Origin of the sequence: Psychroflexus salinarum, assembly GCF_042677225.1 — a bacterium.
GTDB lineage: Bacteria > Bacteroidota > Bacteroidia > Flavobacteriales > Flavobacteriaceae > Psychroflexus > Psychroflexus salinarum.
On record NZ_JBHTIV010000010.1, the window covers coordinates 115,608 to 129,993 of the forward strand.

The following is a 14,386-nucleotide window of genomic DNA, read 5'->3' on the forward strand; positions in this document are numbered from 1 at the left end:
TTAGTTGCAGCCACAGCCGCCTCCTGTTTTACCTCCATTTGCTCCTGCCGCTGCTTCACGGTAAGACTGAAAAGTCGATTTATATTTATCCAGATCCCTCTCAGATAGTTTCATGTCAGGATCATTGATGTGTATTTTTTCATACTCTTTTACCGCCACGCAGGAAGTGAAGAATAAGCTTATTAATGCGAGTTTAGTGAGGGTTTTTATCATTTTGAAGATATGTTTAGGTGAGTTGAAGTGGCAAGACTGCCATCACTTTTCACTATGATGGTTTCCACTTCAGGAATCTGGTTAATAATATGAAGCCCTATATCAGTACCCATCACAAAAACGGAAGTTGCTAAGGCATCTGCCAGCTCTGCTTTTGGTGCAAAAACAGTCACACTCAAAATACCCTTGGTTGGCATTCCTGTTCTTGGGTCGATAATGTGGGAATATCGTTCGCCATCGATGAGGGTGAATTTTTCGTAATTTCCAGAAGTCACCACCGCCCGATTTTCAAGATCAAAAAGCCCATAGCTTTTAGATTTATCCATTGGATTTGTGATAGCTACTTTCCAAGGCTTTCCGTTGGGTTGGACTCCCCAGGTATTCATGTCTCCTGAGGCATTGATAATTCCGCTAACCACGCCATTATCGATCAAAAGTTGTTTGGCTTTGTCTGCAGCATAGCCTTTTCCAATGGCACCAAAACCGATTTTCATATCTTTTTTGGATAGGAAAACAGTTGAATTCACTTCATTTAAAACGATATGCTCGTAGCCTATAGCTTCAACAGAAGCCGAAATTTTATCCTGATCTGGAATTTCAATATCTTCACCATTGAAATTCCATATCTTATATATGGCGGCGAAACTAATATCGAATGCACCATCTGTAATTTTTGATATATTTATTGAGCGCTGTATCAGTTGAAACAATTCACAATCAACTTTCACGGGCTTCAATCCCGCATTCCTGTTGATTTTCGAAGTTTGAGAAGTGAATTTCCAAGAAGATATTAAGTTTTCAATGCGTTGTATTTCTTCTACAGCTTCATCTATATAAGTGTTGGCTTCTTCTTTTGAATTTGCTACAACTGTAATATCAAACTTACTGCCCATCAAGCCTAAATCCCTTTTGAAAATGGACTGGCTTTGTACTGAAATTCCTATTAAACAGAAAGCTGTTATTAGTATTTTACTTCTCATAAATCGCTTTTATATAGTCTGACGGGGGTAAATTTTTGTAACCTAGTTTATTCAGAACTTCAGCCTTTTGGTTGAGTAAAACTACCAGAGGGAAATAACCATAGGTATTGTATTGTTCAGCCAGAGCATTATTTTTTTTCTGTTGTTCTTCGGGTAATTGATTGTTTTTTCGTTTAGGAAAGTCAGCTCTTACTAAAACTAGATGTTTTTTGGCATACGTTTTAAATGCTTCACTTTGCCAGATTTGATTGTCTAGTTTTATGCAAGGCGCACACCAGTCGGAGCCAGAAAACACCAAAAGAATATCTTTTTGCTCTTTTTGTGCTACTTCTTTAGCATGATCTAGATCATGGGTCCATTCTTGAGCAGTAGACACAAGATTTAATAAAAAGCAAAAGCTTATAAATATTGATTTCATCATTTTCTTGTATTTCTTTACAAAAAAACGCCGAAAATCTAATGCAAATACATAATCACCTGATTCTTAAGCGAATCTTAAGTTAGAGGAAGTTTAGGAATTTTAAGGCTAAAACAAGTTTGCTCTTCAGAATAGACTTGAATTTGAATATTGAGTTGTTTGGAAGCTTTGGCTACAATAGCAAGCCCCAAACCATAGCCTTCCTGGAAGTCTTCATGATCTTTATTTCTATAAAAAGGATTGAAAATATCGTTGAATTCTTCAGTTTTTATCTGTGGCCCCTTATTACAAATACGGACTTCAAAATGAGCTTTGGTTTCTAGAATAGAAATAGTAATGCGGGTGTTTTCGTATGCATATTTTACAGCATTAGAAATTAAATTATCAAAAATTAAATTCAGATATGTTTTATGCACCATTACTACTGATTCTGTAGTTTCAAAACTAATACTTAACTGCTTTTTTAAAATCTGAAGTTTGTAATTTGTAAGAATAACTTCAATTTGTTTATTTAATGAAATGTTTTCTAAATCATTATAAGCCGTTTGATTACTATCGAGACGAGCCAATACTAATAGCTTTTCAACAGCATCGGTCATCTCATCAATTTTTTGAATATTGTTTTTTATGGTCTCAACATATTCTTCTGGTTGTCGAGGTTTTCTTATCAAAACTTCAAGATTTCCTTTCAGGACTGATAGTGGAGTCCTGAGTTGATGAGAAGCGTCGGCTGTAAATTGTTTTTCTCTTTTTATAGCTGCATCTATCCTGTCTAGGAAATCATTTATAGCATTGGATAAAGTTTCCAATTCATCTCCATTGTTCATTTCAGGTACACGTTTGGTTAAATCACTGGTTTTGATTTCTTGTACTGTTTTTGCAATGGATGTAATGGGTTTGATTGTAATTCTAGAGATAAATCGAGACGTGAAAAAAGTGATAATCAGTAAGATGGGGAAAATAATGAGCAAACTTTCCTGAAGTGATTTTATAACCAGTTCGGCATCTCCCAGAGGAACTGCAATGACAAAAAATCCTTCAAGTTCTGAATTATGTTTTAGAGAAACCTGAATTTGCCTTACATTTTCTCCACCTAAACGCTCATTTGAAATTTGCGAGTTTAGCTGATTCAAATCCAGATTCATTTCTTTGGATTGAAGATTTGGTGATTTATCCAGGCTTTCTCCTTTTTCATCAAAAAGTTCAACAAATAAAGGATAAACTTCAATCTCTAGATGTTCACGTTCCAGCCACTCATCTTTATAGGCAAAATAAACACTGTCTTTATCGTAAATGACTTCATTTATGTGTTTTTGGGCTTCAAACTTTAGTTTTTCGTCAATTTCATTATATACCGTTTGTTTTACAGTGAAGTAAATAGCGATAAAAACAATAGTCGATAAGCCCGCAATTCCAATAACAGAAAATAAAGCAATTCTATTTTTTATCGAGAGTTTCATTCGTTTTCAATAGCTATAAATCCAACACCACGGACGGTTCTTAAAAGTTCTTTTTTATTTAGATTTAGCTTCTTTCTTATGGCATTCATATAGACGTCCAATACAGCTGTATCATAGTCAAAATGAATATCCCAAACTTGTTCTATGATAGAGTGCCGGTCACAAACCTGACCTTTGTTCTTAATAAGATGAGCCAGGAACTTGAATTCTTTTTCCGTTAAATTGATGATCTCATTATCTTTTTTGACTTCATATTTACTCATATTTAAACGAATATCTCCCAACTCCAAAATATCATCTATTTTGAAATGCATGCGCAGATGAGTTTCAACTCTAGCCAGAAGCTCACCAAAATTAAATGGCTTTTTGATGTAATCGTTTGCACCACTTTTTAGACCTTCTATGGTGTCTTCTACAGTATCTCGAGCCGTAAGGAATATAATGGGAATAGTAATATGTTGTTCTCTTAGCTGCCTGCAAACATCAATTCCTTTGAGTTTTGGCATCATCCAGTCCAAAAGTACTAAGCTTACAGATTGTTGTTTGACAATATTCAAAACATCCAAACCATTTTTTACAGCCAGGCATTTGTAGCCTTCTTCAGTTAAACCTTGTTTTAAAAATTTAGCAATATCCAACTGGTCTTCGGCAATTAGAATTGTGAACTCAGACTTATCCATTTTAAAATTTACTGTTTAATTAGCTGAAGTCACAATATCAAATACACCTTTGGTTAAAAACTGTGAATTAGCATTGATCATTTCAGAATTTAAAATCGGTTTATAACCATTCTGTGGTGCAGTTGTTTCCACCTCTATTTTTTTAAACTTAAAGCCTTCTTTTTTTTCTTCTTCGAGCTTTAATACATAAGTTTTGTCATCAAGTTCAGTAAATGCTGTTTCTGGCAAAGCTAATTGCTTTTTACTATCGGTTTCAAAATAAGCATTTACAAACATGCCTACTGTGAAATTAGTATCTTTATCTAGAGGATGTGCGTGTATTCTCACTTTTCTATTTTCATTTATCTCTGCTCCAATAAGACGCACGTAAGCAAGGAAATTTCGCTCAGAAATTTCGGGAATTTCAAACCTCAAGCTGTCCCCTTTCTGAATTTTCAAAAGATCTTTCTCAAAAACGTCCAGTTCTAAATGAACATGATCTACATCAAGAATTTCTAAGATCATTTCAGATTTCCCAACAAATTTTCCCTGAGCAACATTTAGTTTTGAGATTTTACCATCAATGGGCGCGAAAATCTTGATTTCTGAAGTAAAATTTCCCTCTGCAACCTCCTCCGGATTAAGGTTCATTAATTTAATCTGTTCTTTTGCTGAGGCTAGTTTGGCGTTGGCTTGTAAATAATCATTTTTTGTAGACTGAAATACTTTTTGAGCAATAATTTGATCTGCAAACAAGTTTTGTTTACGCTTAAATTCAGAGCTTAAATACTTCATATTGCTCAAAGCTTCTACATAGTTTTGCTGTACTTTAATAAAGTCTGGATGTTTTAACTTCACTAAAACATCACCTTTCTTAACTTTATCACCAACTAGAAGTTCGGTTTCAGTCACATATCCATCAAAATAGGAGGTTACAGCAGCACGGTTTTTTGGTGGCACATCTATCATTCCCGTAACTTCAAATTCTTCTGAAAAGGTTCTTTTTTCAGGTTTCCCTATAGCCAGGTCATTTTTTTGAAATTGTTCTTGTGTTAATTCAACAAAATTTTCATCAGATTTTTCCTCTGTAGATTCTGCTTGTTTTTCTCCACAAGACATTAGTGTCAAATTAAGAATTACTAGAGTAATATATATATAGCGTTTCATAAGTTTAGTTTAATAAGAAATAATTTAAAGCAATTATGGTTTGGTTGTATTCTCCTAATTTACTTAGGTAATTAAGTTTGATGCGCTGCGCTTGTTCAATGCTTTGCACATATCTGAAAAAGTCGATTTCGCCTGCTTTATAGCTTAATTTTGCTGTTTTCAGTAACTCATCGGCGACTTTAAGTTGATTGGATTCATAAGTAGTTAATGCTTTTTGTAGAACTGAAAGCTGATTGATAAGTTGTTCTTGAGCATTCTTAAATGTTATTTTTGCATCTTCGAGATCAGCTTGTTTGGCACGAGCATTGAGTTCTGCCGATTTAATTTTAGATCGATCACCAAAAAATAATAATGGAACATTTAAACCTATTTGATAGCCATTAAAGTTTTTGTCAATAGCAGAATTGGTTCTGATAAAATAACTAGCCGAAATACCTGGAAGCATTTGATGCTTTGCTAAGATAGAAGCTTGCTCTGCTAATTTCTGATCTAAATTTAAAGCAGAAATACTTAGATTCTTTTCGCTATTGAAAACTGACTTAGGTTGAAGTTTTTCAAGTCGGTTACCTCTTAAAATTAAACTGTCTTCGGTTTGTATCAAAGCTTGAATAGCTTTCCTGCTCGCATTTATATCCTGCTCCAGTTGAGTGATGTCTAATTCAATCTGACTTGCTTTAGACTCAGCAGTAATCTTTTCTAAATAATTAGATTCACCTTCCTCAAATTTGCGTTCGGCCATTCGAGAAAATTCAGAGTAAATTTCATAAATACTATCATAAATGGCTAATTTGACTTTAGCTTCTAGGTAGCTTTGGTAATGGATTTGAAGGTTTTTTATTTGTCTGAGTTCGACAATATTATACTGATTATCAGATATTTCAGTTTTAACCTTATTTAGTTTTAACTTTTTGGAATACACTGTTGGGAAATCAAACTGTTGAACAATGCCCCACTGATAAAGCGGTTGATTGGCAATTGGATCAGCTTCAGCTTCGTCATAATTTTGATAGATCTGTGCTTTATCGAAACTGAATGCCTGACCTTCTGCAGCTTCTAAGCTTTTAGTTTGCAGTCTTGCAGATTTTAATTTGTTATTAGTTTCAAGCATTTTAGCTTTTAAAGTTTCAAATTCGTTGTCTTGTGCAAAACCTGAAAAACTTGTACCTAAAAATAAGATGATTAGTAAACCTAATTTGCCTTTAAATTTCACTTTAGATTTTTTTATGGTGACAGCATATAATACTGGTAAAACGATTAAAGTTAGTAAAGTTGAAGTAACCAAACCACCAATAATTACTGTAGCCACAGGTCGTTGAACTTCTGCACCCGCACCTGTAGAAATAGCCATAGGCAAAAAACCTAAAGCAGTTGAACTTGCCGTAAGTAAAACAGCACGTAAGCGGTCTTGCGTAGCATCGATGATATGTTTTACACTCAATTGATTATGTTCTTTTAAAATGTCTTTAAAATATTCTACCAAAATAATTCCATTTAGAACAGCAATACCAAATAAGGCAATAAAGCCTACACCTGCAGATATACTAAAAGGCATGTCTCTAAGCCACAACAAGAAAATTCCCCCAACAGCAGAGAAGGGTATAGCTGAATAAATAAGCAAAGCATCTCTATGCTTATTAAGGGCAAAGTAAAGTAGGATGTAAATAAGGAGTAAAGCAATAGGAACCGCTATCTTTAAACGTTCTTTTGCACTTCTAAGGTTTTCAAACTGGCCACCATAAGTAATAGTGTATCCAACAGGTAAAGAAATATTTTTTCCTACGACATCTTGAATGTCTTTTACCACCGATTCCAAATCTCTATTTCTTACGTTAACACCAACTACTATTCGGCGTTTAGTATCATCTCGTGAAATTTTTGCAGGACCTTTATCATAATTGATTTCAGCAACTTCATTTAATGGGATTTTTCCTGAAGTTGGTGTGTCAATCATTAAAGATCTTAAGTCGTTAATTCCTTGCCTTTCAGATTCCTGAAGTCTAACAACCAAATCAAACCTTTTCTCGCCTTCAAAGACAACCCCCGTTGTTTTACCAGCAAACCCAGCAGTGATAACTGTATTAATATCTTCAATGTTTAAACCATACCTTGCTATTTTTTCTCGATTAAAATTTACGGCTAACTGTGGCAGACCCACGATTTTTTCAACTGAAATATCAGCTGCACCTTCAACATTTTCGATTAAATCCTTAATCTCATTTCCTTTTCTTGATAATATCTCAAGATCTTCACCAAATATTTTGATAGCAATATCAGATCGAACTCCGGTTATTAGTTCGTTAAAACGCATTTCTATTGGTTGAGTGAATTCTAATTCCATTCCAGGAATAACGGCCAGGGCTTCAGTAAATAATTCTGCTAATTCCTCTTTTGTTTCTGCAGAAGTCCATTCCGATTTAGGTTTTAAGCGAACTATGACGTCAGAATCTTGCATAGACATTGGGTCTGTAGGGACTTCTGCCGCACCAATTCTTGAAACCACCTGAGTGACTTCGGGAAATTGATCTAGTAAAATCTTTTCAATCTCTGTAGTTCGTTCTACAGTACTCTTTAAAGATTTACCAGTTTTCAAAATGGGTTGTATAACAAAGTCACCTTCGTCTAAAGTTGGGACAAATTCACCTCCCATTTTAGTAAATGTAAAGATGCCTAAGGCTAATATGATTATCGCAGAGATTATGACTGCTTTTGTATGATTTAAAGCCCATCTTATAGAAGGTAGGTACAAACGTTTGATACCGTTGATAAGTTTTGTTGAAAATTTAAATGTTGAAGCGTCAGGTTTTAAAATTAAACTACAAGCTACAGGAACCCAAGTAAAGCCCATGATCATCGCACCAATAAGAGCAAAACTGAAGGTTAGCGCCATAGGTCTAAACATTTTACCTTCTACACCGCTTAGTGATAAAATAGGAATAAATACAATCAGGATTATCACTTGACCAAAAATGGCAGAGTTTAGCATTTTTGAAGCACCTTTAAAGGTGATTTTATCTTTTAATTTTTTTATTTCTGAAGATGATTTATTTTTAAATTCATTGGAACGTTGCCATAACTTAAACGCAACAAATTCAACAATAATAACTGCGCCGTCTACTATAATCCCAAAGTCTAAAGCTCCTAAACTCATTAAATTGGCATCTATATTGAAAATATACATCAAACTAATAGCGGTAAGGAAACTCAATGGGATTATGGATGAGATCACCAAGCCAGCTCTCCAGTCACCAATAAGTAGGATTACAATAAAAGCGACTACTAAAAAGCCGAGCAGTAAATTTTCTGCGATGGTTGAAGTCGTTCTTCCAATCAATTCTGAGCGGTCCAAGAAACCATTTATATAAACACCTTCTGGTAAGGTATTTTCAATTTCAGATATTCTTAATTTTACAGCATCTATTACACTTTTGGAGTCAGCATCTTTAAGCATCATCACCTGGCCAAGAACCTTCTCTCCGTCACCATTTCCAGTTATTGCTCCGAAACGCATAGCGTGACCATAACCTACTTCTGCAATATCTTTTATATAAATAGGCTGATTATTACGTACAGTGACCACTACATTTTTGATGTCTTTCAAACCGGAAATCAACCCTTCACCACGAATAAAAAAGGATTCGTCATTTTTTTCAATATAACTTCCACCAGCTATCGAGTTATTTTTCTCTAAGGCTCGGAAAACATCACTGATGAGAATATCATTGGCTTGTAAGCGAGATGTGTTTATACTCACCTCATATTCCTTAAGGAAACCACCCCATGTATTGATTTCAACAACACCAGGAATTCCAGAAAGTTGACGTTTTACAATCCAGTCCTGTATAGTTCGTAATTCTGTAGCATCATACTCATCTTCGTAGCCTGGTTTGGTTTCCAGAGTATATTGATAAATTTCGCCCAGACCTGTGGTTATTGGTCCCATTTGGGGAGTACCAAAGTTTGCAGGAATTTTCTTGGCGGCCGACTTCAATTTTTCTGAAATCAGTTGTCGAGGGAGATAGGTGCCTAAATCATCTTCAAAAACAATAGTGACTACAGAAAGTCCAAATTTTGAAACGGAACGGATTTCAACTACACCAGGCAAATTTGCCATTTCCAATTCTACAGGGTAGGTGATAAATTGTTCTACATCGCTCGTAGATAGGTTGCGAGAAGTCGTGATGACTTGTACTTGGTTGTTAGTTATGTCTGGTACCGCACCAATAGGTACATTCATAAGGGCATAGGTGCCAAAACCGATAATACCACAAACAAATAATATAATGAGAAATTTAGATTTTAAACTAAATTCAATGAGTTTTGATAACATAGTGTTACAAATAATGAATTAAATATTAATACGAAGTTTTGGATAAACTCACTAATATTTTGGAGGCTGAAGGATGTCGGTTTCGTTTAAAAGTGTGAAACCAAATTTGTAGTTAAAATTATGCTGAATTTCTTCATCAGGTTTAAGCAAATCTATATTTAAAAATCCTGAATTTACAAAATAGAAATTTGTAGATATGGACTGATTTTGCTGAAAAGGTAAATTTTCATGGTCTTTATGCTCATCTTCATGCGCTTGTTTTTGGGTACCATAATGCAAATCCAAAAATTCAATAACTGAATTATTATATTCAGTTTTATGGAGTTGGTAGTGCTCTACAAGGTCCGGGAGATTAATTAAGCTTAATACTCCCAGGCTTAATGGTTGAAAACCAATGATGCTTATCAAAAAATAAATGACAAAAGATTTCATAGTTACAATATTACTATTTTAAGTTGCTTTCGAAACTAAAGATTGCCTAAAGATTTTAGTTTGATTCTTTTAATCATGAAGCTTAACAAATTATTTCATTTAGTTATTGAAGAGTAAAGAGTTATTTTTTTTAATTTGTAAATTATTAATAATGAAACTCTTAAAAAAATATGACAAATTCAAAAATTTATGTAATTGATTCTTTACTTCATCAGAAAACTTATCTCAATAATGGAGAATTAGTCTCCTGGGATGGTAAAATGGACGATGTGTATTCAACTATATCGACTGAAGAAGAATATAAACCAACATTACTAGGAACAGTTCCGCATATGGATAAGCCAGCAGCTTTAGGGGTTTTAGATTCTGCGGTTAAAGCCTACGATCAAGGGAAAGGAGATTGGCCAACCATGCGCGTAAAAGATAGATTGGCCTGCATGACTTCTTTTGTAGAAATCATGAAAACCAAGCGATCTGAAGTCGTCAAATTGCTCATGTGGGAAATCGGTAAAACGCTAGCAGATTCAGAAAAAGAATTTGACAGAACAGTTGAATATATTTATGATACGATTGAATATTATAAGCAGCTAGACAGAGATAGTTCTAGATTTAAAAAAGTAGGTGGTATAAACGCACACATCAGAAGAGGCCCGCTTGGTGTGGTGTTATGTTTAGGACCTTATAATTATCCATTGAATGAAACTTTTGCTTTACTTATTCCTGCATTGATTATGGGTAACACAGCTGTTTTTAAACCAGCAAAGCATGGCGTCTTATTATTGTATCCTTTATTGGAAGCGTTTCAAAAGAGTTTTCCTGCAGGTGTTATCAATGTTATTTATGGTAGAGGAAGAGAAGTGGCTGCTCCTATCATGAAAACTGGAAAAATTGATGTACTTGCCCTAATAGGTAATTCTAAGTCGGCAATAGCTTTACAGGATCAACATCCTCATAAAAATAGACTAAGACTTATTCTTGGTTTGGAAGCTAAAAATCCTGCTATAATTCTACCGAGTGCAGATTTAGATTTAGCTATCGATGAATGCATTAACGGAACCTTGTCTTATAATGGTCAGCGTTGTACAGCGCTTAAAATTGTTTATGTACATGAGGACATTAAAGATGAATTCAATAAACGGTTTTCCAAGCGTGTGGATGAATTGAAGTTTGGTCAGCCCTGGGAAGATGGAGTAAAATTGACGCCGCTTCCAGAACCTGACAAACCAGCTTATATTCAGGAATTAATAGATGATGCCAAAGAAAAAGGAGCAAAAATACTCAATGAAAAGGGTGGAAAAACAACCGATAATTATATCTATCCAGCGGTTTTGTATCCAGTGACTGAATCTATGCGAGTGTACCAGGAAGAGCAATTTGGCCCAGTAATTCCTATCAAACCATTTGATGATATTCACGATCTTCTTGACGAAATAGCAAAATCAAACTACGGGCAACAAGTCAGTTTGTTTGGAGATAATGTAGATGCTCTTGCACCACTTATAGATGTTCTGGTGAATCTTGTGTGTAGAGTAAACCTGAACAGTTCTTGTCAGCGAGGTCCAGATGTCTTACCGTTTACAGGAAGAAAAGATTCTGCTGTAGGAACCTTGAGTGTGCATGATGCTTTAAGGTCCTTTTCTATACGGACTTTTGTAGCTTCAAAAGACAACCCCAAAAACAACAAAATTATTCAAGAGCTTTTAAAAAGTAACTCGTCTAATTTTGTAAATACAGATTATTTGTTGTAAAGTAACAGTAATTATATTTAAATCTTAAAGCAGCGAATGAACGCTGCTTTTGTTTTTTTAAAAGCGTAATTTTGCAATTCAACACATTAGATTTGAAGCAACTTATATTAATACTTTCTTTTATTCTTTACAGCAGTTGTCTGTTTGCACAGGAGGGCAAAAAGATAGATTACACTAGTGATAGAAGTCGAGTAGATCAGGAAAATTACCCCGATGCTTTTATTTTATCCAAGGTTCAAAATCAGGTGTATTTTTTACACCAAGGCATAGAAGTGTGGTGCGATCGCGCTATTTTTTACCAAAACGACAACTTTTTCAGGGCTTTTGGTAATGTCAGAATGAAGCAAGGTGATACGGTAAATATGACGAGTAAGTATGCTGAATATAATGGAAATACTCAATTTGCATTTGCCAGTAATGATGTTCTTTTGACTACACCGAGTAATAGGCTCACAACAGATTCTTTATTCTTCAACAGAGTCAAACAAGAAGCGTTCTACCGAAGCGGTGGGAAAGTTCAAGATTCTGCTTCTACGATCACCAGCGTGAGAGGAAGGTATTTCATGAATCAAGAAAAAATTTCTTTCAAACAAAATGTAAAAGTTAGAAACCCTGAGTACGATATCGATTCTGAAAATTTAGAGTTTTATTCTGAAAAGGGGCATGCATACCTGTACGGTCCGTCAACAATTACCAGTGAAACAAGTGTTGTTTATTGTGAGCGTGGTTTTTATGATACTAGAAATGATAACGGTTTTTTTGTAAAAAACTCTAAAGTTGATTATGAAAACCGAAAGCTTGAAGGCGATAGTATTTATTTTGATAGGCCAAGTGGTTTTGCTTCAGCCACCAATGATATAAAAATCACAGACACTATAAATCAGTCTGTTATTACCGGCCATTATGCGGAGGTGTTTAGGAAAAAAGATTCATTATTGATTACTAAAAACCCTATTGTAGCTATAAAACAAGAAAATGATTCCGTTTACTTGGCAAGTGATACACTTATGGTTACAGGTAAGGTTGATGATAGAGACATTAGGGCTTTTTATGATGCCAGGATTTTCAAGTCAGATTTAAGCGGTAAAGCAGATTCGATACACAGCAGTGAAAGAACTGGATTGACCAAACTGATACGAAACCCCGTTCTGTGGTCAGGTGAAAGTCAAATTACAGGAGATACTATTCATTTAATTAGCAATACAGAAGCTGAAAAACTAGATTCCTTAAGAGTTTTCGAAAATGCGTTTATGATCCAAAAAGATTCTATCGAAGGTTATAATCAAATTAAAGGAAAAGAACTTTACGGACTTTTTGAAAATAATGAAATTTATGAAGTAGATGTCATAAAAAATACAGAATCCTTATTCTATCTAAGAGATGATGGCGCAGATCTTATAGGTATCAACAAAACACTATCTGCCAAAATCAAAATACTTTTGGAGAAGCAAGAAATTCTTGATATTATCTATTATAATAATGTAGATTCAAATACTTTTCCAAGTTCTCAATTTCCAGAAAATTCCAAAGAATTAAAAGGATTCAAGTGGCGTGGGGAAGAAAGATTGACTAGCAAAGCCGATTTGCTAAAGGGCAGAAGCCGTTTCGAATTGCCCAAAATAAAAGGAATTAAAGATCCTGAGGTTTATGAAGACTTCTTTGAAGATGTAAAAGAATTGAACTCAAATTCGAATTTAAATAGTTCTTCAGTAAAGAAATCAAATGAAAACAAAACACCTAAAACCCTTCAGAAATCACCTAAAACTAAAGCTATAAAACCAGTTGATGAACAGTGATTTTCTAGAATATCAAGCCCAAACTACGCCACATCCGCTAGGTATGGAAATAAGCCACGCTGAAGGTTCTTTTATTTATACAACAGATGGCCATCGGCATTTAGATTTTGTAGCTGGAGTGTCGGCTTGCGGACTTGGACATCGACATCCAGTTGTAATCAGAGCGATCAAAGAACAACTAGATAAATACATGCATGTGATGGTTTATGGTGAGTATATCCAATCACCCGCGGTAGAGTTTACTAAACTACTCGCAGAACATTTACCAGAACCTTTATCCCAGACTTATTTAGTTAATAGTGGAACTGAAGCTATTGATGGGGCCATGAAGTTGGCAAGAAGAGCAACAGGAAGGAGCCAAATTATTTCAGCAAGAAATTGCTACCATGGAAATTCTTACGGAGCTTTAAGTTTAATGGACTATGAAGAACGGATAGCACCATTCCGTCCTTTGGTTGGAGATATCACTCATATTCAATTTAATGAAGAAACCTGCCTAGATGTCATTACAAAAAACACAGCTGCTGTCATATTGGAAACCATCCAGGGAGGAGCTGGGTTTATAATTCCTAAAAACGACTATTTAAAGAAAATAAAGCAGAGATGTGAGGATGTTGGAGCATTGTTGATTTTGGATGAAATTCAACCTGGGTTTGGGAGAACTGGTAAGCTTTTTGGGTTTGAACATTTTGGAGTAATTCCAGATATTTTAGTCATAGGGAAGGCGATGGCTTCCGGTTTGCCAGTTGGTGCTTTTACTGCATCTAAAGCTTTGATGGGTTTGCTAAGTGATAAACCTAAACTTGGTCATATCACAACATTTGGAGGGAATCCTGTAATTGCATCTGCTTGTAAAGCAACTTTGGAGGTTTTGACAACTTCAAGCATTATCAAAGACGTTGAAAAGAAAGAAATTTTATTTAGAAAACTCCTTTCACATGAATTAATTACCGAAATAAGAGGAAAAGGCTTAATGCTTGCCCCAATGTTTAAGACTTCTGATATTGCCAATCATTTAGTTTTGCAAGCTAAAGAAAAGGGACTTATTTTATTTTGGTTACTGTATGAAAATAAGGCAGTAAGAATATCACCACCTTTAACCATTTCAGAAGAAGAAATAGCCTTGGGCTGTGGCATTATAATTGATATATTGAACTCATATTCAAAATCCACAATAAATGAATAA

General features: G+C 34.8%; 11 protein-coding genes. 3 read left to right on the forward strand and 8 right to left on the reverse strand.

Translation table 11 applies throughout. The annotated features are described in order from the left end of the window. From ACFQ0R_RS09780 to ACFQ0R_RS09815, 8 genes are all read right to left on the reverse strand, one after another. A complete protein-coding gene (locus ACFQ0R_RS09780) occupies positions 1-213 on the reverse strand; it encodes a DUF4266 domain-containing protein (RefSeq protein ID WP_379658189.1) in 213 nt (70 codons plus the stop codon). Then, a complete protein-coding gene (locus tag ACFQ0R_RS09785; RefSeq protein WP_379658190.1) occupies positions 210-1,193 on the reverse strand; it encodes an FAD:protein FMN transferase in 984 nt (327 codons plus the stop codon). The genes ACFQ0R_RS09780 and ACFQ0R_RS09785 overlap by 4 nt, the downstream gene beginning before the upstream one ends. Continuing rightward, entirely contained in the window at positions 1,183-1,614 is a 432-nt protein-coding gene (locus tag ACFQ0R_RS09790; RefSeq protein WP_379658191.1) for a thioredoxin family protein, read from the reverse strand. Before ACFQ0R_RS09790 ends, ACFQ0R_RS09785 begins: the two co-directional genes overlap by 11 nt. Positions 1,615-1,688: 74 nt before the next feature. After that, positions 1,689-3,071: a sensor histidine kinase gene (locus ACFQ0R_RS09795; protein ID WP_379658192.1), complete on the reverse strand. Its 1,383-nt coding sequence runs from the start codon at positions 3,069-3,071 to the stop codon at positions 1,689-1,691. After that, positions 3,068-3,751: a response regulator transcription factor gene (locus ACFQ0R_RS09800; RefSeq protein ID WP_379658193.1), complete on the reverse strand. Its 684-nt coding sequence runs from the start codon at positions 3,749-3,751 to the stop codon at positions 3,068-3,070. The genes ACFQ0R_RS09795 and ACFQ0R_RS09800 overlap by 4 nt, the downstream gene beginning before the upstream one ends. A 15-nt stretch (positions 3,752-3,766) precedes the next feature. Beyond that, the gene (locus ACFQ0R_RS09805) at positions 3,767-4,897 is read right to left on the reverse strand and encodes an efflux RND transporter periplasmic adaptor subunit (RefSeq protein WP_379658194.1); all 1,131 of its coding nucleotides are present in this window, start codon (positions 4,895-4,897) and stop codon (positions 3,767-3,769) included. 4 nt (positions 4,898-4,901) lie between these two features. Continuing rightward, positions 4,902-9,224, reverse strand: a complete 4,323-nt coding sequence (locus ACFQ0R_RS09810; RefSeq protein WP_379658195.1) for a CusA/CzcA family heavy metal efflux RND transporter — start codon at positions 9,222-9,224, stop codon at positions 4,902-4,904. 51 nt (positions 9,225-9,275) lie between these two features. Further along, positions 9,276-9,656: a hypothetical protein gene (locus ACFQ0R_RS09815; RefSeq protein ID WP_379658196.1), complete on the reverse strand. Its 381-nt coding sequence runs from the start codon at positions 9,654-9,656 to the stop codon at positions 9,276-9,278. A 170-nt stretch (positions 9,657-9,826) separates the two neighbouring features. Here ACFQ0R_RS09815 and ACFQ0R_RS09820 point away from each other — a divergent pair, with 170 nt between their 5' ends. From ACFQ0R_RS09820 to ACFQ0R_RS09830, 3 genes are all read left to right on the forward strand, one after another. Continuing rightward, positions 9,827-11,404, forward strand: coding sequence for an NADP-dependent glyceraldehyde-3-phosphate dehydrogenase (locus tag ACFQ0R_RS09820; RefSeq protein WP_379658197.1), 1,578 nt, complete (start codon positions 9,827-9,829; stop codon positions 11,402-11,404). A 92-nt stretch (positions 11,405-11,496) separates the two neighbouring features. Then, complete coding sequence (locus ACFQ0R_RS09825; RefSeq protein ID WP_379658366.1) at positions 11,497-13,200, forward strand: OstA-like protein; 1,704 nt, start codon at positions 11,497-11,499, stop codon at positions 13,198-13,200. Continuing rightward, entirely contained in the window at positions 13,190-14,386 is a 1,197-nt protein-coding gene (locus ACFQ0R_RS09830) for an aspartate aminotransferase family protein (protein ID WP_379658198.1), read from the forward strand. The genes ACFQ0R_RS09825 and ACFQ0R_RS09830 overlap by 11 nt, the downstream gene beginning before the upstream one ends.